This window comes from Halomonas sp. C22, from assembly GCF_007655045.1.
Lineage (GTDB): Bacteria > Pseudomonadota > Gammaproteobacteria > Pseudomonadales > Halomonadaceae > Vreelandella > Vreelandella hamiltonii.
Map to the genome: position 1 here is coordinate 148370 of NZ_VBVC01000003.1, position 19068 is coordinate 167437.

The 19068-nt window shown below is 60.9% G+C and carries 18 protein-coding genes; 4 read left to right on the forward strand and 14 right to left on the reverse strand.

What is annotated here, in order from left to right; translation table 11 throughout:
- Positions 1 to 93: 93 nt before the first annotated feature.
- The 12 genes from FEU76_RS07370 to FEU76_RS07425 form a co-directional block, all read right to left on the reverse strand.
- A complete protein-coding gene (locus FEU76_RS07370; RefSeq protein WP_144981742.1) occupies positions 94 to 2196 on the reverse strand; it encodes a TonB-dependent siderophore receptor in 2103 nt (700 codons plus the stop codon).
- 161 nt (positions 2197 to 2357) lie between these two features.
- Positions 2358 to 2675, reverse strand: a complete 318-nt coding sequence (locus FEU76_RS07375; RefSeq protein ID WP_039176527.1) for a DUF6693 family protein — start codon at positions 2673 to 2675, stop codon at positions 2358 to 2360.
- A gap of 53 nt (positions 2676 to 2728) precedes the next feature.
- A complete protein-coding gene (locus FEU76_RS07380) occupies positions 2729 to 3049 on the reverse strand; it encodes a hypothetical protein (protein WP_144981745.1) in 321 nt (106 codons plus the stop codon).
- Between the two features lie 38 nt (positions 3050 to 3087).
- Positions 3088 to 4065: a lipid A deacylase LpxR family protein gene (locus FEU76_RS07385; protein WP_144981748.1), complete on the reverse strand. Its 978-nt coding sequence runs from the start codon at positions 4063 to 4065 to the stop codon at positions 3088 to 3090.
- A 148-nt stretch (positions 4066 to 4213) separates the two neighbouring features.
- Entirely contained in the window at positions 4214 to 4753 is a 540-nt protein-coding gene (locus tag FEU76_RS07390; protein WP_039176533.1) for a YaeQ family protein, read from the reverse strand.
- 174 nt (positions 4754 to 4927) lie between these two features.
- Positions 4928 to 5626, reverse strand: a complete 699-nt coding sequence (locus FEU76_RS07395; protein ID WP_144981751.1) for a glutathione S-transferase family protein — start codon at positions 5624 to 5626, stop codon at positions 4928 to 4930.
- A 67-nt stretch (positions 5627 to 5693) separates the two neighbouring features.
- Positions 5694 to 6311 (reverse strand): LysE family translocator, encoded by a 618-nt coding sequence (locus FEU76_RS07400; protein WP_016914594.1) that lies wholly within the window; start codon positions 6309 to 6311, stop codon positions 5694 to 5696.
- Between the two features lie 100 nt (positions 6312 to 6411).
- Positions 6412 to 7185: an enoyl-CoA hydratase/isomerase family protein gene (locus tag FEU76_RS07405; RefSeq protein ID WP_144981755.1), complete on the reverse strand. Its 774-nt coding sequence runs from the start codon at positions 7183 to 7185 to the stop codon at positions 6412 to 6414.
- 109 nt (positions 7186 to 7294) lie between these two features.
- Positions 7295 to 8143, reverse strand: a complete 849-nt coding sequence (locus FEU76_RS07410; protein ID WP_144981758.1) for a 3-hydroxybutyryl-CoA dehydrogenase — start codon at positions 8141 to 8143, stop codon at positions 7295 to 7297.
- The gene (locus tag FEU76_RS07415) at positions 8140 to 9786 is read right to left on the reverse strand and encodes an acyl-CoA synthetase (protein ID WP_144981761.1); all 1647 of its coding nucleotides are present in this window, start codon (positions 9784 to 9786) and stop codon (positions 8140 to 8142) included. Before FEU76_RS07415 ends, FEU76_RS07410 begins: the two co-directional genes overlap by 4 nt.
- Positions 9787 to 9909: 123 nt before the next feature.
- A complete protein-coding gene (locus tag FEU76_RS07420) occupies positions 9910 to 11706 on the reverse strand; it encodes an acyl-CoA dehydrogenase (RefSeq protein WP_144981764.1) in 1797 nt (598 codons plus the stop codon).
- A 114-nt stretch (positions 11707 to 11820) separates the two neighbouring features.
- Entirely contained in the window at positions 11821 to 13191 is a 1371-nt protein-coding gene (locus tag FEU76_RS07425) for an MFS transporter (protein WP_100731634.1), read from the reverse strand.
- Positions 13192 to 13612: 421 nt separating this feature from the next.
- Between FEU76_RS07425 and FEU76_RS07430 the strand changes: the two genes are divergently transcribed.
- From FEU76_RS07430 to FEU76_RS07445, 4 genes are all read left to right on the forward strand, one after another.
- Positions 13613 to 14002 (forward strand): VOC family protein, encoded by a 390-nt coding sequence (locus tag FEU76_RS07430; RefSeq protein ID WP_016914602.1) that lies wholly within the window; start codon positions 13613 to 13615, stop codon positions 14000 to 14002.
- Positions 14003 to 14119: 117 nt separating this feature from the next.
- Complete coding sequence (locus FEU76_RS07435; RefSeq protein WP_081139079.1) at positions 14120 to 14515, forward strand: DUF4870 family protein; 396 nt, start codon at positions 14120 to 14122, stop codon at positions 14513 to 14515.
- A gap of 3 nt (positions 14516 to 14518) precedes the next feature.
- Entirely contained in the window at positions 14519 to 15451 is a 933-nt protein-coding gene (locus FEU76_RS07440; RefSeq protein ID WP_144981767.1) for a lysophospholipid acyltransferase family protein, read from the forward strand.
- 11 nt (positions 15452 to 15462) lie between these two features.
- Positions 15463 to 15825, forward strand: a complete 363-nt coding sequence (locus FEU76_RS07445; protein ID WP_039176564.1) for a DUF4870 family protein — start codon at positions 15463 to 15465, stop codon at positions 15823 to 15825.
- 37 nt (positions 15826 to 15862) lie between these two features.
- Here the strand turns inward: FEU76_RS07445 and FEU76_RS07450 are convergent, their stop codons facing one another.
- Both FEU76_RS07450 and FEU76_RS07455 read right to left on the reverse strand, forming a co-directional pair.
- Positions 15863 to 17272 (reverse strand): mannose-1-phosphate guanylyltransferase/mannose-6-phosphate isomerase, encoded by a 1410-nt coding sequence (locus tag FEU76_RS07450; RefSeq protein ID WP_144981770.1) that lies wholly within the window; start codon positions 17270 to 17272, stop codon positions 15863 to 15865.
- Positions 17269 to 18891 (reverse strand): alkaline phosphatase, encoded by a 1623-nt coding sequence (locus tag FEU76_RS07455; protein WP_144981773.1) that lies wholly within the window; start codon positions 18889 to 18891, stop codon positions 17269 to 17271. Before FEU76_RS07455 ends, FEU76_RS07450 begins: the two co-directional genes overlap by 4 nt.
- Between the last annotated feature and the right edge of the window lie 177 nt (positions 18892 to 19068).

The following is a 19068-nucleotide window of genomic DNA, read 5'->3' on the forward strand; positions in this document are numbered from 1 at the left end:
GGCCTGCTCATCGCAGGCCCCGTTGTTGATGTAGCGAGTTCATGTAGCGAGTTCATGTGGCGGTATGCCGCCGTATCTCACGCGGCATGTATATCAAAACTGATAGCGTACGTTGGCCGTGACGCTGCGGCGATCACCGTAGCCACAGTCGCCTCCGTCATAGCGGCACCAGGAGATGTACTCTTCGTCGGTGGCGTTTTTCAGGTCGACCGAGAAATCCCACTCGCCCAGGGTGTAACCCACCATCGCATCGTACAACGTGCTGGAAGGCACCAGCGGTGCTTCGGCAGCGCCTACGTTATCACCCACATAGCGCACGCCTGCGCCCACGCGCCAGTGGTTGCCCACGTACAAACGATTCCACCAGGAGACCTGCTCTTCAGCCACGTAGGGCAGCCTCGCGCCGGTAGCATCATTGGTGGCATTGAGATTGGTATAAGCCAGCTGCGTCTCGAACTGCTGCCAACGCTTGTTGAGCTGCAGCTCCCAACCATCCACCACGGCACCCACCTGCTCGACGCCACCGGGCGTGGCACCATCGCTGATCCGGTTCTGCTGGGTAATGTCGAAATACGCCGCACTGACCGCCAACGACTGATCAGGCGACACATACTTGAAGCCAATCTCTTCCTGGTCACCCGTGGTAGGCTTGAGCGGGCTCGGATTTGCCGTCCCGTCACTGCCCAGGTTCATCGAGAACGCTTCGGAGTAGCTGACGTAAGGTGAAAAGCCGTTATCAAAGCGATACATCAGCCCGATACGCCCTGTCGTCTGCGCTTCGTCGCTGACCGTATCGGGCCCCGACAGCGCCAGCGTGCGGTTCTCGGCCCAGTCACGACGCAGGCCCGCAGAGATCACCACCGGCCCCACTTCAATGTGATCGGCCAGATAGACTCCCACCTGCTCGATCCGGTTATCGGGCCGATCGGTTGGCGTCAGCGAATCCAATTGCAGATTACCGTAACGTGGCTGGTAGACGTTGAAGCGACCGCCACCCCCCGTCACGGAGCTGTAGTTGTCTTGTGCCCAACGGGCATCCTGACGATCGATCCCTGCCACCAGGGTGTGTTCTGTCGCCCCCAGGGCAAATTCACCGGCAAGCCGAGCGTCCAGGTTCAAAATGCGGGTGTCGGCATCGGCCGTGAAGATCGTCCGGTTGACCTCACCGTTGGCATCCGGAACGCTGGGAATATCGACCCAGTGCTCGCGTGTCTCGGTGCTGGAGTTGGTGTAGCGCGCCGTGGCCGAGAAGGCCCATGCATCGTTGAGCTGCTGATCAACGAACAGCGTGGTCTCGGTTTTCTCGCTATCGTAACGGTCCCAGCCGGGCTCACCCACGAAACGCTCTGAGCCAATGAATCCCAAGGAGCCCGGCTGCAAAGTGCCCACCTGCGGCAGGAACTGCGCAGATACCTGGCTTCTGTCCTCCTGGCGATTCAGCAGCAGCGTCACGCGGGTATCGTCACTGGGGCGCCAGGTAAACGAAGGCGCCAGGACATACCCGTCATCCCTGACGTGGTCGACTTGGGTGTCACTGTCACGCACGAGCGCCACGATCCGGTAGAGAAATACGCCCTCCTCGTCGGCGGCCCCGGTAAAATCAAAGGCCAGCTGCTTGCGATCGAAGGTGCCGTATTGTGCCCATATCTCACCGCTGCGCTCTTCCTGGGGAAGCTTGGAAACACCGTTGATGATGCCACCCAGATCTGCCTGCCCGTACAGCATCGACGAGGGCCCGCGCAGAACCTCGACGCTCTCCAGTGCATAGACATTGGTGCGCACGGTGTTGTATGAACCATAGATCTGGCGTAACCCGTCCAGATAGCGGCCTGCGTCCAACCCTCGCACCTTGGCACTGTCACCACGGGTATCGAAGCCAAAATTCCCCGCATAGACGCCCGGGGTGTAGAGCAGCGTGTCCTGAATATTCTTCGCACCGCTGTCCTGAATGAATTCCTGGTCGATCACCGACATCGAAAAGGGTTGCTCGGCCACCGGCACGTCCAGCTTGCCGACGCCAGGCTGGCGTTCGGCTTCGATATAACCGAAGCGGCCCGCCGTCTCTGCGGTGACTTCCACCGTTTCCAGATTCACATTGCCAACGGGGTTCTCTTGCGCCTGCAGCGACGTGGTGACCGCCGCCAGCGCAACGGCCACGCCTAAAGTGCGCAGCCGAAAGGTAGGTAGATGGTTCATCTTGGATCCCAGAGCGAATAGCAATATTAATGAGAGTAATTTTTATTCGCGCAAAATATAGAATCCGAACGTTGGGTTGTCAACGTGAACCTATGGCTGCCAACGTAAACCTGTGAAAGGGGGTGCCCGCTGACAGGCAGCGGGCGGAGGAACCGGCAGAACTACAGCACGCGTGAGTTGTTCAACGCGTAGTTCCAGACGCGGTAAAAGTAGAAGATATAGCCAATCCCCAAGGTGATAAACGAAATCACCATCCACAGGATGATATGGCCGATATTGCTGAAGATATTGATATCGCAGACCATTTTTCGCTCTACCCCACTGGCATGGTCGACCACGCTAGTACGATTGATGACAAAGCGAGCAAAGGAGTACGGAAAGAAAAACAGCGCGATCCCCAGTGTAAAAATCGTCAGTAACAGCCACACCAGCAGGTGGCCCACGATATCCAGAATGGACAGATTGGCTTTGATGGTCACAGGGTGCCTATCGATGCAGTAAGAGTGGCGTGCAGATTACCACACGCCGGGATTCAGGAGCGCGAAGCCCACCAGTCGGCATAGGAGCTGTTGTGGGGAGCGAGACCGCTTTCGTCCGGTGCTCCATCCTGCCACCAGACAGGCCCCCGCTCACCCAGTGCTTCCTTGGCTTCCTGCACGGCCTGGCGTGCCTGGCGAAGCGCGTGCTCATCGTCATGCTGCTGGGCACTGCGCACCGCACGCCGCGACTTCATCAACGCTTTGACATGAAGACGCCGGGTGTCTTCCGAGAGACGCGGATCGGTGCAGCGCCACAGCCGGTTCTTGGCAACGAAGTAGCGTCCATCCGGTGTCTGTGGGTACTTGCTGCTCATGCTGCCCCTCTCGGTCGTTTGCGCGTCGGCCCACTGCACTAGAAACGCTTGGTCAGCGTCATGGCGCCAAACACATCCTGCTCATCCTGCCCTTCGAACTCGCGGGTGCGCTGTACGACGGCGTAGGTCACCTGCCAGTCTTCCCAGGCCAGCGCCAAGCCCGTGGAGGCATCGGCGACCCACTCCTTGCGGTCTACCGAATGGCTATCGCGCACGGTATTACCGTCCAGGGTCAGATTATGGGCCATGTAATAGCCTTCGACGCTGGCAAACAGATACCACTGCCAGCCACGGCTCTCGCTCATCAGATGGCGCGTACCGGGGTTGGGGGTCAGGGTAGGAATGCCTTGAGCGTCGTCTCCCCAGCGCACGCTGTAGCCAGCGCTGGCGTAGGTGTACAGGTTGCCCAACGCCGCGCCGACACTGGGGCCGTGAGCAAACTGTTTGCCCGCCAGCGGAGTGTCATGCCACCACTGGCGGCGCAGCGTCAGATTGATCAGCGCTTCGTCACCCAGCTGATTACGCCACCCCCGCGGGCGGTCGCTATTGGTGACGCGGTGTACCTCACGCTGGATACTGTCAGCCAAGGAAGAGGGCCCCACCAAGCCCACATCCAGGTGCAGATCGGTGGCCCGCTGCCACTGCCCCACCGGCACATCTTCATATAGCGACACACCGCCGTATACCAGCCCTGCATAGGGGCGGTCATCTTCGATCAGGGAGCGCCGTTCGATGTTATCGGGCGTATAAATCTGGTGCACGAAGCGATACGCCACCCGGTCAGCCTGCCCCATCAACCCCGTTGGCAACGCCACGGCAAGCCGCTGCAGCCAGTTCTGTTCGGAGGGCGTCGTCATCCAGTTCAGCTCGAAGCCACTGGTGAAGTGGCCGTCATCACTGCTGGCCAGGCCATCGTTTTCGAGCTTGAGGGTCAAGGCGCTGTCGCTGGCCATGGCTAGCGCAGGCAGCAGGCTAAACGGCAATACCAGGGCACGTAATACAGCAAAGGGTTTCATGGCTCGTTCCTTGAGTAACAAACATTGCTGATTGTATGTAATCTTGCAAAAAGATAGCAAGCTACTTTTATAGTCGCCTATGGCTCGCTCAACGCTGTTTCCACTTGCGCGGAGTCTGGCGGTCATCCCTCACCGCCAATACCCTCGATCAGCGTTCGCGCAGCAGCCATTCAGGGGTGATTTCGTGCTGGCCGTTCTCATCGGTAATGAACAGCGCACCATCACTGATCATCACGGCCCAGTTGATGGCCCTGGGCAAGTTCGTCGCCACCGTAGACAGCGCATCGGCGGGTAACCCGGCCACGTGAACGTTCTTCAGCGATGCGACCGCAGGCAGCACTTTGCTCTCCCACAGGTCGACACGGCCATAGGCCAGCAGGGAAACCCGCTCGGCACGCCGAGAACACCAGGTCATGCGTTCGGCATCGGGAAGCCCTACTTCAATCCAGTGTAGCACTCGCCCGTCCAGGCTCTTCTCCCACAAGGCTGGCTCGTCCACGTCCGAGAGCCCGCGTCCAAAGGCCAGCGCTTCGCTGTACCACAGCAGGTAAGCGATCAGCCGTGTGCACAGGCGCTCTTCGGTTTCGGAAGGGTGGCGCGCCACCGTGAACCGCAGCGTTTCGTAGACGTTGCGGTCCAGGTCGGTCAGGTTCACATCCACTTTGTAGGGGGTAGCACTTAGCGCCATCTGATGACTCTCAATCGTGTTGCGAAATATTAGAGGCGTCAGTGTAGCGGATTTACGCCCTCTCCGCGCCGTCCTCCCTCCAGCCCGGCACTTCCTGAACAGTACTTTCTGTACAGTACTTCCTGCACGGTACTTTCAGTACAGCACTTTCTGTACAGTACTTTCTTTAAAGTACTATGCGGTCGCCCGCTCGTCGCTCAGCAGCGTGGCCTGCTTCAGGGTCTCTTCTTCATGCATGGGCTCCCGCCAGGTCTCTTTCAGCGCCGCCGCATACCACGCCTGCATGGCAGGCAGAGCCAACAGGCGCTGCACGTAGGCCAGCGAGGCATCGCCCAGCGGAAGGCCAAAGGTTTGCACGCGAAACGCCACCGGGGCATAAAACGCGTCTACGGCGGTAAAGTGCTCACCCGCCAGAAAAGGGCCACCAAAACGCTCAAGCCCCTCCTGCCATAGCGCATCCAGCCGGGCCAGGTTGCTTTTCAGCCCAGGGGACATCGCGTTCATCGCTACCCGTACACCACAGTTCATCGAACACTCATCGCGCAGCGCTGCAAAGCCGCTATGCATTTCGGCACTGGCGGAGCGTGCCCAGGCCCGTGCGGCAAGCTGCTGTGGCCATACATCAGGATGCGCTTCGGCCACGTACTCGACAATCGCCAGCGAGTCCCACACGGCCACCTCGTGTTCGCGATCGACCAGGCACGGCACCAGCCCCGAAGGAGAAAAACGCTTGAAGGTCGCGAGGCTCTCGCCAAAGCCCCCTTCGAACGGCATCAGATGCTCGTTGAAGGGGATCTCCAGCGTTTTCAGCAGCACCCAAGGGCGCAGCGACCAGGAAGAGTAGTTCTTGTTGGCGATATACAGATCAAACATGGTGCGCTCCTTGTGGTGAACACGTCATTGATCGCTTTAGCGATTGATAGCCTTGCGAGTGATCGTTTTAGCGTGCCGCCTGAACCAGCGTATTTCCGCCCAGCCCCATCAGTACGCCGCCGCCCATCCGCTGTACCCAACGGGTGGAGCTATTGGACTTTTGCAGCCAAGCGCGCAGCGGGCTGGCCAGCAACACCACGACCACGTCCGCCGACGAAAACAGTACGTTGGTGGCTACCCCCAGCCACAGCAGTTGCCATGCCACCGGCAGAGCGCTGTCGGGCTGCACGAACTGGGGCAGGAACGCCACGAAGAACAGCGCCGTTTTGGGGTTGAGCACTTCTACCAGGAAACTATCGCGCAGCACCCGCCGGGTGGTGGCCAACGGCAGCTCATCGCCACTCGTGCGAATGCCCTGCCGCCACAAGCGCACGCCCATCCAGAGCAGATAGAGCCCACCGATGATCTTCATGGCGAGGTACGCAGGCGGAATGGCGGCAAACAGCAGGGCCAGGCCAAGCGCGGCCGCTATTACATGCACGTAGCAGCCTAGATGCACTCCCGCCACCGCCAGCCAGCCTGCGCGTCGGCCACGCCCCAGGGTTTGCGCAGCGGTATACAGCATCGCAGGCCCAGGCAAGTAGGCAAACCCCAGCGCGGCAACCACAAAAGCGGCCCACTGCATCGCGGTGACTCCCGTCTCTGAAAAAATAGTAAGCCTGAGAATAAAATAAGGGGCGACGCATGCGCCACCCCTTGAATAAGTAAAACTCGAAAAACAAACCCTAGAAGTTGGGTTTACGCTTCTCGACAAACGCGCTCATGCCCTCTTTCTGCTCCTGGCCTGCAAAGCAGAAGGCAAACAGGCTGGTTTCCAGGGCCAAGGCGCTATCGAGGTCCTGATCCATGCCGTCATGCACAGCCTGCTTGGCGCCGCGTACCGACTGCGGCCCGTTACCCTTCAGCTGCTTGGTAAGCTCTTCAACATAGTTCTCAAGCTCGGCCTGGGGCATTACCCGGTTGACGAGACCGATGCGCAGCGCTTCCTGGGCATCGATCTTGCGCCCGGTCGTCACCAGGTCGATGGCCATGGCGGGACCGACTCGGCGCGGCAAACGCTGGGTGCCGCCAAAGCCTGGAATGACGCCTAGCAGGACTTCCGGCTGGCCGAAGATGGCGTTGTCGCTGGCGACGGCCCAGTCGCAGGCCAGCGCCAGTTCGCAGCCGCCGCCAAGGCAAAACCCGTTGACCAGCGCGACCACCGGCACGGGCAAGGTTTCCAGGCGTTTGATGGTGCGCAGTGCCTGGCTGGCAAAGGCGCGCGCTTCTTCCGGGGTTTTATCACGCATCTCGGTGATGTCTGCCCCGGCCACGAAGGATTTTTCCCCGGCCCCCGTAATCAATACCGCCCGCAGGCTGGGGTGAGCTTCCAACTCGACCAGGTGCGCTTCCAAAGCGCTGAGCACTTCGCTGTTCAGCGCGTTCAAGGCTTTGGGACGATTAATGGTCAGGCGTACCACGCCATCGTTATCAACCTTCTCGATCACTGCATCGCTCATGGCGGCTCCTTAATTGTTATCGCGCGTAGAAGTGGTTACCACTCAACCCTAGCGAACGCTTGGTTGGGTGGCAATCACTTCTTTTGTCGCCCCTTAAGCTCGCAGCCTGCTATTCGTAGATATAGAACCCACGCCCACTCTTGCGGCCCAGATAGCCTGCGGCCACCATGCGCTTGAGCAGCGGGCAGGGGCGGTACTTGGGATCGCCAAAACCTTCCTGCAGCACTTCCATGATCGCCAAGCACACATCCAGGCCAATCAAATCCGCCAGCGCCAGCGGCCCCATGGGATGGGCGGCACCCAGCTTCATGGCGTCATCGATGGCTTCCGGCGTGGCGGTGCCTTCCTGCACGATAAACGCGGCCTCGTTGATCATCGGCACCAGCAAACGGTTCACGGCAAAGCCTGGCGCATCGCCCACCGGCACTGCGGTTTTGCCCAGCGCCTTGGTCAGCGCTTCGATGCGCTCTACGGTGGCATCCGAGGTCTGCTCGGCGCGGATCACCTCGACCAGCTTGAGTACCGGCACCGGGTTGAAGAAGTGCATGCCTACCACCCGCTCAGGGCGCTCACAGACCGCCGCCAGCCGAGTCAGTGATAGAGACGACGTGTTCGACGCCAGAATAGCGTCGCTGCTCAAATGGCTGAGATCCCGAAACAGCTTCTCTTTCAATGCGGGCTGCTCGGGGGCAGCCTCGATGATCACGCTGCAGTCGCTGAGCGCATCCAGCGCCGTGGTGGTCGAAAGCCGAGCCAGCGCTTCCTGCTTGTCCTCTGCCGTCATCTTCTCTTTGGCAACGAGCTTCTCGAGCCCTTTATCGATCGCATTTTTGGCGCGGGTGAGCTGCTCATCGGCGACATCGTAGAGCCTCACGTTAAAGCCACTCGCGGCCACCACTTGAGCAATCCCCTGCCCCATGGTGCCTGCGCCTACCACGCCAATCCGCTGTTCGCTCATCGCTGTTCCCCTGACTGGTGCTGTCTGGCTTCTTCACGCAGCACGAATTTTTGAATTTTGCCCGTGGACGTTTTGGGCAGTTCGCTAAAAACCACCGTTTTCGGCACTTTAAAGCTCGCAAGATGATTACGGCAGTGGGCAATGATATCCGCCTCGGTGACTTCGCCGTAGCCTATTTTCAGTTTGACGAACGCGCAGGGCGTTTCGCCCCACTTTTCATCCGGCTTCGCGACCACGGCGGCCTCTTCCACCGCTGGATGGCTGTAAAGGGCATCTTCGACTTCAATGGTGGAGATGTTTTCACCGCCCGAGATGATGATATCTTTCGAGCGGTCTTTAATCTCGATATAGCCGTCGGCGTGCCATACCGCCAAGTCGCCCGTGTGGTACCAGCCGCCCTCCAGCGCTTTTTCCGTCGCCTCGGCGTTTTTGAGATATCCCTTCATCACGTTGTTGCCGCGCATCAGGATTTCGCCGATGGTTTGGCCATCCTTGGCAACGGGTTCCAGCGTGACTGGATCGGCGACGCAGAGCGCTTCCAGCATGTGGTAGCGCACGCCTTGACGTGACTTGAGTTTGGCCCGCGACTCCAGCGGCAGTTCGTCCCAGGCCGCGTGCCAGGCACATACCGTGACCGGGCCGTACACCTCGGTAAGCCCGTAAACGTGGGTCACTTCGATGCCCAGCTTTTCCACCCCTGCAATCACCGAGGCAGGCGGCGCGGCACCGGCGGTGGTCACCTTCACCGGATGATCGAACACCCGCTTCTGTTCGGCGGGCAAGTTCACCAGCCCATTGAGCACGATCGGCGCACCGCTAAAGTGAGTGACGCTCTCTTCAGCGATCAGGTCAGTAATGCGTTTGGGATCTACCTTGCGTAAGCAAACGCTGACGCCTGCATTGGCGGCAATGGTCCAGGGGAAGCACCAGCCGTTGCAGTGGAACATCGGTAGCGTCCACAGGTAGACAGGATGGTGCGGCATGGCCCACTCGAGAATGTTGCTCACCGCGTTCAGGTAGGCACCGCGATGGTGATACACCACCCCTTTGGGTTTGCCCGTGGTCCCAGATGTGTAATTCAATGAAATCGCCTGCCACTCGTCGCTGGGCAGTTGATAAGCGTACTCCGGGTCGCCCTCGGCCAGCAGCGCCTCGTACTCCAACTCGCCAATGCCTTGAGTCTCACCCAAAAACTCCGGGTCGGCCACGTCGATGATCAGCGGCTTGCTCTCCAACGTGGCCACCGCCGCTTGAATCACCTCGGCAAACTCAGGATCCACCAAAATCGCCTTGGCTTCGCCATGGGCCAGCATATAGCGGATGGCATCGGCATCGAGGCGGATATTCAGCGTATTCAGCACGCATCCCGCCAGCGGCACGCCGAAGTGGGCCTCGAACATTGCGGGCACATTGGGCAGCATGGCCGCCACCGTTTGCCCTGGCTGAAGGCCACGCTTTTCCAGCGCCGAGGCTAACTGGCGGCAGCGTGCCCAGGTCTCTGCCCAGGTGCGGCGCGTCTGGCCATGCACCACGGCCAGGTAATCGGGATACACCGCCGCCGAACGCTCGATGAACGTTAGAGGGGAAAGCGCCACGTGATTGGCGGCTGTGGGTGGTAGATCTTGTTCAAAGATGGAGGTCATGATCGGTTTTGCACTCTTGGTTTTATTATTGAAGGTTTTATTACTGAGGGTTTTATTGGGCGCGACGCTCGCCATGGGCGATACCTGATGAACACCGCCGCCTGAAAGGCGGCGGCAGTGGGCTCAGTAGGCGACGCGGCTGTCAAACTGGCTAAAACACTGCATGCCGGCCTCGATCACCGCGCGCTGGGCACGCCCGACCGGCAGCCACTGGTGGATGACGAATTCGGCGCTGCACAGCTTGGTGCGGTAAAACGGGTCGTCGCTGCCTTGGGTAATGGCTTGCTGGGCATGCAGCGCCGCCTGGCCCATCTGCCAGGCGCACAGCACATGGCCCGCCAGGTTCAAGAGAGGCGTGGCGTAGGCTTGCACGGCATCCGGCCCCTGTTCAGGGTGGCTACCCTGCTCCAGCACGATCTTCATGGCGGCCTGCAGGTCGTCAGCGGCATCGCTCAGCAGCGGCCCCATGGCATTCAGCCGCGTACTTTTGCCCAGGTCGTCAGCGGTGTTGCGTACCTCGGCCAATAGGGCCAGCAAGGCGGCACCACCATCGCGCTGCAGTTTGCGGCCTGCCAGGTCCAGCGCCTGGATGCCGTTGGTGCCTTCATAGATGGGCGCGATGCGGGCATCTCGGAGCAGCTGGGCAGCGCCAGTCTCTTCCACATAGCCCATGCCGCCGTGCACCTGAACCCCCATGGAAGCAATGTCCACGGCCTGGTCGGTAGAGAAACTCTTGACGATAGGAATCAGTACATCTACACAGGCCTGGGCCGACTGGCGCTCGGCGTCATCGGCCGCATGACGGGCAACATCCAGCTGGCCAGCGCAGTAGAGGGCCAGCGCACGCAGCGCATCGGTACGGGCACGCATGGACAGCAGCATACGGCGCACATCGAAGTGGTCGCTGATGGTGCAGTCGCTGCCGCCACGCTGCTTGGGTGAACGCCCTTGGGTGCGGTCATTGGCGTAGGCAAACGCGTGCTGGCAGGCGCGCTCGGCCACACCAATGCCCTGAATACCGACCTTATGACGCGCCTCGTTCATCATGGTAAACATGTGGTTGAGCCCGCGCCCCTCCTCCCCCACCAGATAGCCTACGGCACCGCCGTTTTCACCAAAGCTGAGAGTACAGGTGGGCGACCCGTGAATGCCGAGCTTGTGCTCGATGGAGGCGCAGGTGACATCGTTACGCTCGCCCAGCGAGCCGTCGTCGTTGACCAGGAATTTAGGCACCAAAAAGAGTGAGATACCCTTATTGCCTTCCGGGGCATCGGGCTTACGGGCAAGAACGAGGTGAATGATGTTGTCGGCAGCGTCGTGCTCGCCCCAGGTGATGTAGATCTTTTGACCGCTGATGCGGTAGTGATCGCCTTCTGGAACGGCTTTGGTACGCACCTTGGAAAGGTCCGACCCCGCCTGGGGTTCGGTGAGGTTCATGGTGCCGGTCCAGGAGCCCTCGACCAGTTTGGGCAGGTAGGTCGCTTTTAAGGCATCGCTGCCGTGATGGGCCAGCGCCTCGATGGCACCGGCGGTGAGCATCGGGCACAGCCCTAACGCCATGTTCGCGCCGTGGAGCATCTCCTGCACCGCGCTGGCCACTACTTCGGGCAGGTTCTGACCGCCCAGTGCTTCGGATACGCCAATGCCGTTCCAACCACCCTCCACATACGCCAGGTAAGCCGCCGCGAAGCCTTCGGGGGTGGTGACGCTGCCATCGGTGTGACGCTGGGCTCCCTGACGGTCTCCCGTACTATTGAGCGGCCCCCAGACGTCACCTGCCAGCTTCGCAGCTTCTTCCAGCACGGCTTCAACGAGATCCGGCGTGGCTTCTTCAAACCCAGGCAGCGCCAGGGAGCGGTGCGCCAGCATCTCTTCCAGCACAAAGCGCAGATCGCGGACCGGCGCGGCGTAGTAATTCATGGCAAAACCTCGGGCAAATACGGCGAAATAGTAAAAACACTATCGTCGATAGTAGTTTCACTACTTCCAGCGCACCATTAGCCCAAGGTCTCACCTGATAGCCGCTTCAGCGGCTTATTTGCGCACCTCGGTTTCTACGTCGTCGTAATAAGTGATGTGGCTTTCGTCTTCCTGGGGTGGCCCCACTACCGGCTCGGCGACCTCTACTTCCGGCACCACATCGGAAAGGTCTTCCAGATGCTCATGCTCAAGCGCCCCCTGCACTAGCTCTTCGGTGACCACCAATTCAGCACCGGCAGCGGTCATGGGCGTCGTAGCGGTAAACGGCGCCACGGGGACCGGGGCCGGGCGCACGCTGCGGCGCCACGTGAAGAACAGCACGAAGAACAGGCTGAGCGAGCCAAAGGCCCAGAACAGTCCGGCATCGCCCATGGCGGTCATCACCGGCGAAATCATCAGCGGGCTGATGGTGGCCCCGATGGAGTTGATCAGCAACAGGCCCTGGCTCATGCGCACCAGCGCCCCTGCGGGTGCACGGTCGGCGGCGTGGCTCACGGCCACCGGGTAAAGCGCAAATACGCCCCCACCCAGCAGGAACAGCAGCGCGACCAACAAAGGAGTAGAGAGCGGTAGCCAGAGCATGGCTGCCGAGATCACCACGCAGAACGCGCTGATGCCGATCAGCACCATCTGGCGGTCGTGGCGGTCCGACCAGCGGCCAATGGGGTATTGCAGCAGCATGGCGCCAAGAATCACCACCGCCATCAGTTGCCCCACCTGATTGACACTCATGCCGATACGCTGGAGATAGAGCGGCAGCAGCGTATAAGCCGCCGCCACCACCATGCCCGACCCCAGGCTGCCCATCACACCGGTGGGGGTCATGGTGATCAGCCGGTGCGGGGGTAGCGGCTCGGCGTGTTCTATGAGCGGCGATACGCGGGGAATCATGGCCATCGGCAGTACCGACAGCGACGCCAGCAGGCCGATCACCATGAAGGGCGCGGTGTCACCCATGGCGCTGGTCACGCCCAGCATCAGCTGGCCCAGTACGCCCGCGGCATAGAGCGCGATCATGTACAGTGCCAGCAGGCGGCCACGCACTTTCTGGTCGCCCGCAGTCAACAGCCAGCTCTCGATGACCAGATAGACCCCTACCGTGGCCCAACCGCCCACCAGGCGCAGGGCAAACCACGCCCAAGGGTCGAAGAACAACCCCTGCAACAGCACGGTGACGGCCACCAGCGATGCAAAACTGCCGTAAGCACGAATATGGCCAATGCGCAGCAACAGGCGATCATTGAACATGGCCCCCAAGGCCAGGCCAATGAAATAGGCAGACGACACGATACCGATCACCGTGGCCGACTCGCCCGCAGCGTCCAGTCGAATGGTGATCAAGGTGGCGAGAAAACCGTTGCCAATGCCCAGAATGAACAGCCCGAGTAGGGGCGCCAGCGCCATGGCCAGCAGTTGCCGCGACATGCGTACCTCACATTGCATTGAGTATGAATCGATGGCCGTTTGTACGCCTATCGCACCGGCAGGCAGAAAACGGGCGCGCAATTATTGCTGCCAGTGGCATAAAGTCAATGCTTTTTCAGCCCCATGCCCAGCAGTCTGGTGTTTTTGATAACTGAATGCTTCCTTGGCAGGAAATTCATCTGCTCCAAGCCATTGAATGACGTTTGGTGCCCTTCCCAAAATAGCTGCCCGGCGCCCATCGCGCGACCCATGTGTCCCTTAAACCCCACATAGCCATGCAACCGTGGCAAACTGATGACATTGTCGATGACCCAGTCATGGCCTTGCGACTGCGCGATGGTCGTACGACTGCCGCTGACATGGCGGGCAGCGTCGCATCATCGTATTCTCTGGTTTTACGTTCGTATTTAAGGAAAGAGGCATGCTTTCAGGTCTGGACCATCTTGTTGTAACCGTGACCGATATGGGTCGCGCTGTGGACTTTTATTCCCGTGTACTGGGTCTGGATGTGCGTTATCGGGATGCCCAACGGGTCGACCTGTTGCTGGGTGATACGGCCCTGCGCCTGCATCAAACCGACACTGACATTGCCCCGGTGTCGGCCACCCCAACGCCTGGCAGCCTGGACTTGTGCCTGCGCTGCCAGCTGCCGCTGGATGAGTTCAAGCAGCACCTGGACGCGCTCGAAGTCGATGTGGAGCTGGGTCCGGTCGCCCGCCAGGGAGCCAACGGCCCCATCGAATCCCTCTATCTGCGAGACCCCGACGGCAACCTGCTCGAAATCTGTCGACCAGCAGCACGCCAGCCCTGAGCCAGACCGCCATGCTGGGCGGGTCGACGGGTGATAAGTCGCCCTGCCCACGCTATCATGGCGGGCCAACAGGGTATCCGCTGGATGCTATCGTCGAATCGAAAAGAAGGAACGCCCATGCGTGACGACACCCCCATCGAAGGTGAAGTGGTCAACCGCACCGACACGCCTGAAACGCCCTCACCGGCCCCCGACACCACCATGGCCATGGTGATCTATGCCCTTTATCTGGCCAGCTTCGTGGTGGGCTTCACCTCGGTCATCGGAGTGATCATTGCCTACGTGTATCGTGGCAAGGGCCCTGTCTGGCTGGACGAACACTACCGTTATCAAATTCGTACGTTCTGGATCGGGCTACTGTACGGCAGCATCGCCACGCTGCTGACGCTCATCCTCATCGGCTTTCCGCTGCTGCTGGCCTTTGCCGTGTGGTTTATCGTGCGCTGCGTCAAAGGCTTCAAAGGGCTGCAAGAGAAGCGCGCGCCCTCCAACGTCGACAGTTGGTTGCTGTGATCCATGAGTGAACCGTTACACACCCGCCGGGCGCAGTATCAGGCCCGTGCCATCGCCGGGCTTTGGCGCATGCTCTCCCGCTGGCCCGTCACTCGGCTATGGCGCATTGCAGCCTTCATGGGGCCTCAGATCTACCGCTTCAGCAAGCGTGAGCGACGCGTGACCGAGCTGAACCTGGCGCGGGTTTTTCCAGACCAGTCCGCTCAGAAGCGCAAGGCGTTTGCGATTCAGAGCCTGCAGCACTCCACGGCCACCATGCTGGAGCTTGGCCACGCCTGGATGGCGCCTCCCGAGAAAGTGGAAGCCAGCATTCTGGCCGTGCACGGGCGCGACAAGCTGGACAGCGCACGGGCCGAAGGGCGCGGCGTCATCGTATTGGCGCCCCACTTTGGCAACTGGGAAGTGCTCAACTTCTGGCTCTCCAGCCACTTCCCGTTCACGGCCATGTACGAACCGCCCAAGATCGCTGACCTGGAAGCCATTACGCGCCACGGCCGGGAGCGCATGGGCGCACAGCTGGTGCCGACCAACCCGCGCGGCGTCGCCGCCCTGCTGAAAGCCTTGAAGCGCAGCGAAGCCATCGGCATCCTGCCCGACCAGGAACCCGCCTGGGGCAGTGGCGTATTCGCGCCGTTCTACGGGCACGAGGCCTACACGGCCACCTTGCTGCCCAAGCTGGTCGCTCGGACCCAGGCTCGCGTGGTCACGGGAGTGGCACGACGTATTCCCGGCAAGGGGTTCGAGATTCACTTTCTGGATGCCGACGAACGGGTCTACAGCGAGGACGACACGCTGTCCGCCACCGGCGTCAACGCCAGCGTGGAAGCCTCGATTGCCCTGGATCCACCCCAGTACCAATGGGAATACAAGCGCTACCGCAAGGTCGTGGAGGAGCAGCAAGGGCTCGCCAACGCCAACGATTTCCGCCTTTATTGAACGAGAGTGGCATGACCGAATCTTCCCCCCACCCGCCTAACCCGCCACAGGATACGCGCCCGCCGCAGATCGTCTATGCGCTGTATCTGGCCGGGCTGGTCACCGCCAACATCACCCTGCTGATAGGTGTGATCGTAGCGTATGTGTACCGTCGCGAGGCAGCGCCCTGGCTGCAGGCCCACTACCGCTACCTGATCCGTACGTTCTGGATCGGCAGCCTCTATTTCCTGGTCACGTTCACCTTGACCCTGCTGTTTCTCGGCGCGCTGCTGTGGCCGCTGCTGGCCCTTTGGCTGGGCGTGCGCTGCACGCTTGGCTGGCTGGCGGTACGCAAGGGCCAGCCCCCGGCAAGGCCTGGCAGCTGGCTGTGGTGAAGAAGCATCTGGCTGTGTTGAAGAAGTAGCGGCGGGCTCAGTCGTCGCTGTGGCGCGCGTAAACATCGTCCAGCCGTTCGATGTCATCTTCGCCCAGGTAGCTGCCGGACTGCACCTCAATCAGCTCCAGCGGGATCTTGCCCGGGTTCTCCAGGCGATGCAGCGCCCCTATCGGGATGTAGGTCGATTGGTTCTCGCTGACCAGAAAGGTGCGCTCCTCCACGGTGACCTTGGCAGTGCCGCTCACCACCACCCAGTGCTCGGCGCGATGATGATGGCGCTGCAACGACAGCCGTGCACCGGGGCGCACGGTAATGTGCTTGACCTGATAGCGCTGGCCGCTGTCCATGGCCTGAAAACTGCCCCAGGGGCGGTGCACCAGCGGTGACGAGCAGGGCTCGCGCCGCCCTGCCGCGCTCAAGGCCGCCACCAGTTGCTTGACCCCCTGCGCATGATCGCGGCGAGCCACCAGCACGCTGTCCGACGTTTCCACTACTACCAGGTCTTCGACGCCCAGGGTTGCCACCAGGCGATGATTGGCCACCACCAGCGAGCGCTGGGTATCCCGCAATACGCCGTCACCGGTCACCACGTTGCCCGCCGCATCAGGGGTGTGCGTGGCCATCAGCGCATCGAAGCTACCGATGTCGCTCCATCGCGCGTCCAGCGGCACGACGGCGGCCCTGGCACAGTGCTCCATCACCGCATAGTCGATGGACTCGCTGGGGCAGCGCTTGAAGGAGGCCTCGTGCAAGCGCAGGAAATCGAGATCGTGGTGCGCCTCGTCTACCGCTGCCTGACAGGCCGCCAGCATGTCGGGCTGTAGCCGTGCCAGCTCGGCGAGATAATCCGAGGTCCGCAGCAGGAACATGCCGCTGTTCCACAGCGTATTGCCTTCGGCCAGCAGGGCCTTGGCTTTTTCAAGAGGGGGCTTTTCGATGAAGGCGTCCAGATGGTGGCCATCTCCCAACGCCGCGCCGCAGGCAATGTAACCGTAGCCGGTTTCCGGATGAGACGGCACGACGCCAAAGGTCACCAGATAACCTTGCTCAGCCAACGGCGTGGCCCGCCGCACACTGTCGGTGAACGCGGCCACATCGCCAATCACATGGTCGGCGGGCAGCACCAGCAACAGCGGGTCGTCCCCCGTATGGCGCGCCAGCAGCGCGGCACAGGCGATGGCCGGGGCCGTATTGCGCCCTTCCGGCTCCAGCACTACCTGCCCCTGCTGGCCAGCTTCGCGAAGCTGCTCGGCCATCAAAAAGCGATGCGCGTGATGGCCCATCAACATGGCGGGCTGTGCGGTGATGTCCGCAAGCCGAGCCAGTGTTTGCTGTAACAAGCTTTGCTCGCCGGTCAGGCGCAAAAACTGCTTGGGCATCTGTTCCCGGGAAAGCGGCCACAGCCGTGTACCGCTACCGCCGCTGAGAATGACGGGTTGAATCATGGTGTCGTCCTTGGTGTCGTCCCCGGTGTCGTACCTGGTAACGGTTCCGCTGCGCCAAAATCTTCTTGCAGCCAGTGGCGTAACTGGCTCATGGGTGGGGCATCGAAGGTGGCTGACAGGTCAGGCAGCATGCCGTTCACGAAGCCACGCGCCATGAAAGGGGCCAACAGTTCAGGGTCGCCGCTGACGATATGCACCGGCACCGCCGCACTGGCGTTTTCTCCGGTAATCAAAGGCGCCGCCTGGTGGTCGCCCAAGGCAATCAGCAGGGTTTGCTCATCGGCCACCCGCTCTGCCCAGCGCCCGGTGACTTTCACAGCGTAGTCCACAGACCAGGCATAGTGGTCACGAATACGCTCGATATCGCGCCAGATCACATCGGGCGGGTCGGCCGCGTTCTCCCACGGGGCAAAAATCGAGCCATCCCCCACCATCGACCAGCTCTCCAGCACGGGCAGGATGGGCGTCCAGGGGGCATGGCTGGAGATCAACGCAATCTGGGCAAACACCGGGGAGCCCCCCAGCAAGTGGCGCTGGGTATAGTCCAGCGTGAACTGGTCGGGCATGGTGACCCAGTTGAGTGGAGGCCCCGCGTAAGGCATGTCCCTGGCAGCGACGATCTGGTCGAAACCGTAGGCTTCGCCTTCGGGCCAGGCCAGGGTGATGGCAGGCATCACGGTCAGCGTGTGCTGGCCCGTGGCGCGAAAATCATCGATCAACGTAGGGTGGCCGCTATTGAGCATCAGCCGATACCACAGCTGGTTGTCGATCCAGCGGCCGCTGAGCGTGGTGGCGTGGGCCAGCCACGACTGCCCGCCACGAATCGGCGCATCCATCAATCCGGACACCACCGATAGCCCACGTTGTTCCAGGCGCGTCTCGATCTCGGCCAGGGTGGCCAGAATCTGACGGTTGTAGCGCGGGTCATCCAGCGCCGTGACGCCGTAGGACTCGATGAAGGTCAGCAGCACATCGCGCCCTTCCAGCCCAGGCAACGCCTGGGTGGCCATGGGCGAAGCCTGCAGCTGTTCGCTGAAGGCCAACCTTGCCTGATGGGTCGAGACCACCTGCTGCCACTGAAAACGTGCCGTGTGCACTACTGGCAGCGTAGAATGGGGCACCCAGCGGTAGCGGTTTGCCTCCAGCAGCAACAAACCCGCAGCCACCACCAGAACGCCCAGGGCAAGCTTGCCCTGGCCGCGCGCCAGCGAAAGCGGCACTCTGGGCAGCAACAAGCGCAGCAACCCCCACACGCCCACCAATAGCACCACCAATGCCAGTAGCATCAAGCAAATAGCCGCAAGTTGGCCTACATTACCTACAAGCAGGTGGTAAACGGAACGCACCAGCGGCACGTCGAGATACAGGTTCAACGAACGACCAAAAGCGGTGTGGGTAGCAGCATCCCCAAGATTGATGAGCGTGAACAGGGCCAAGGCGCTGACGACCGTCACGCCAGCGGCACGTCGCCAGCGTCGAACAGGAAGCAACCACAGGGCGGGTACCAGCACCCAGGCTTCCCAGGCCAGCAGTGGCGCCCCCCAAGTGCCAAAGCGCCACCACAGTGGCATGACCAGTAATGTATTGACCACGCAGATAGCTAACAGGAGACGCAGCATTGATACCTCATGGCCAGTTTAAAGAAAGGTCGATCAATGGATGGAGGCAGTAGGACTTGGCCCACTCAACGGATTCTCGCACTCCGTCACACCCCATTGCTAAACATGACTTGTTAAGCGTATAGCTTTTGTTTAATTATTTCATACCACATTGTGCTGTCGTCTTTGAGTTGACCA

Excerpts from the sequence above, each read along its gene's own strand:
- FEU76_RS07415 (WP_144981761.1), bottom strand. The coding sequence starts at position 9,786 with ATGACCTCCATCTTTGAACAAGATCTACCACCCACAGCCGCCAATCAC.
- FEU76_RS07370 (WP_144981742.1), bottom strand. The coding sequence starts at position 2,196 with ATGAACCATCTACCTACCTTTCGGCTGCGCACTTTAGGCGTGGCCGTT.
- FEU76_RS07400 (WP_016914594.1), bottom strand. The coding sequence starts at position 6,311 with ATGCAGTGGGCCGCTTTTGTGGTTGCCGCGCTGGGGTTTGCCTACTTG.
- FEU76_RS07390 (WP_039176533.1), bottom strand. The coding sequence starts at position 4,753 with ATGGCGCTAAGTGCTACCCCCTACAAAGTGGATGTGAACCTGACCGAC.
- FEU76_RS07380 (WP_144981745.1), bottom strand. The coding sequence starts at position 3,049 with ATGAGCAGCAAGTACCCACAGACACCGGATGGACGCTACTTCGTTGCC.
- FEU76_RS07420 (WP_144981764.1), bottom strand. The coding sequence starts at position 11,706 with ATGAATTACTACGCCGCGCCGGTCCGCGATCTGCGCTTTGTGCTGGAA.
- FEU76_RS07405 (WP_144981755.1), bottom strand. The coding sequence starts at position 7,185 with ATGAGCGATGCAGTGATCGAGAAGGTTGATAACGATGGCGTGGTACGC.
- FEU76_RS07410 (WP_144981758.1), bottom strand. The coding sequence starts at position 8,143 with ATGAGCGAACAGCGGATTGGCGTGGTAGGCGCAGGCACCATGGGGCAG.
- FEU76_RS07445 (WP_039176564.1), top strand. The coding sequence starts at position 15,463 with ATGACCGAATCTTCCCCCCACCCGCCTAACCCGCCACAGGATACGCGC.
- FEU76_RS07440 (WP_144981767.1), top strand. The coding sequence starts at position 14,519 with ATGAGTGAACCGTTACACACCCGCCGGGCGCAGTATCAGGCCCGTGCC.
- FEU76_RS07425 (WP_100731634.1), bottom strand. The coding sequence starts at position 13,191 with ATGTCGCGGCAACTGCTGGCCATGGCGCTGGCGCCCCTACTCGGGCTG.
- FEU76_RS07430 (WP_016914602.1), top strand. The coding sequence starts at position 13,613 with ATGCTTTCAGGTCTGGACCATCTTGTTGTAACCGTGACCGATATGGGT.
- FEU76_RS07450 (WP_144981770.1), bottom strand. The coding sequence starts at position 17,272 with ATGATTCAACCCGTCATTCTCAGCGGCGGTAGCGGTACACGGCTGTGG.
- FEU76_RS07395 (WP_144981751.1), bottom strand. The coding sequence starts at position 5,626 with ATGTTTGATCTGTATATCGCCAACAAGAACTACTCTTCCTGGTCGCTG.
- FEU76_RS07435 (WP_081139079.1), top strand. The coding sequence starts at position 14,120 with ATGCGTGACGACACCCCCATCGAAGGTGAAGTGGTCAACCGCACCGAC.
- FEU76_RS07385 (WP_144981748.1), bottom strand. The coding sequence starts at position 4,065 with ATGAAACCCTTTGCTGTATTACGTGCCCTGGTATTGCCGTTTAGCCTG.
- FEU76_RS07455 (WP_144981773.1), bottom strand. The coding sequence starts at position 18,891 with ATGCTGCGTCTCCTGTTAGCTATCTGCGTGGTCAATACATTACTGGTC.